We start from the raw sequence: 339 nt of genomic DNA on the forward strand, positions 1-339 counted from the left end.
CTGGTGGGTCGTGGCCTATTTCATCTGATATCGACAGGATCGACATGGTCCGCGCCCGGGCTCTGAGCATTCGCCGCAGCGCCTTCACGATGGTGCACGAGGCCCGGCTCGGCCATCCCGGCGGCGACTTCTCGGCAGCCGACATCCTGGCGACGCTGTACTTCGGCGTCATGCGCTACGATCCCAACGAGCCGCGCCATCCGGACCGCGACCGGTTCATCATGAGCAAGGGGCATTGCACCGGCGCCTTCTACTCGGTGCTGGCCCAGGCCGGCTACTTCCCCGAGGCCCAGCTCAAGACCTACATGCAGCCGCTGTCCATGCTGAACGGCCACCCCA

General features: G+C 65.8%; 1 pseudogene. It reads left to right on the top strand.

Features of this window, described 5'->3' with window-relative positions:
* Positions 1–44: 44 nt before the first annotated feature.
* A pseudogene (locus QQZ18_RS15790) lies at positions 45–339 on the top strand (transketolase); the annotation flags it as partial.

The organism is Pleomorphomonas sp. T1.2MG-36 (assembly GCF_950100655.1).
Taxonomy (GTDB): domain Bacteria; phylum Pseudomonadota; class Alphaproteobacteria; order Rhizobiales; family Pleomorphomonadaceae; genus Pleomorphomonas.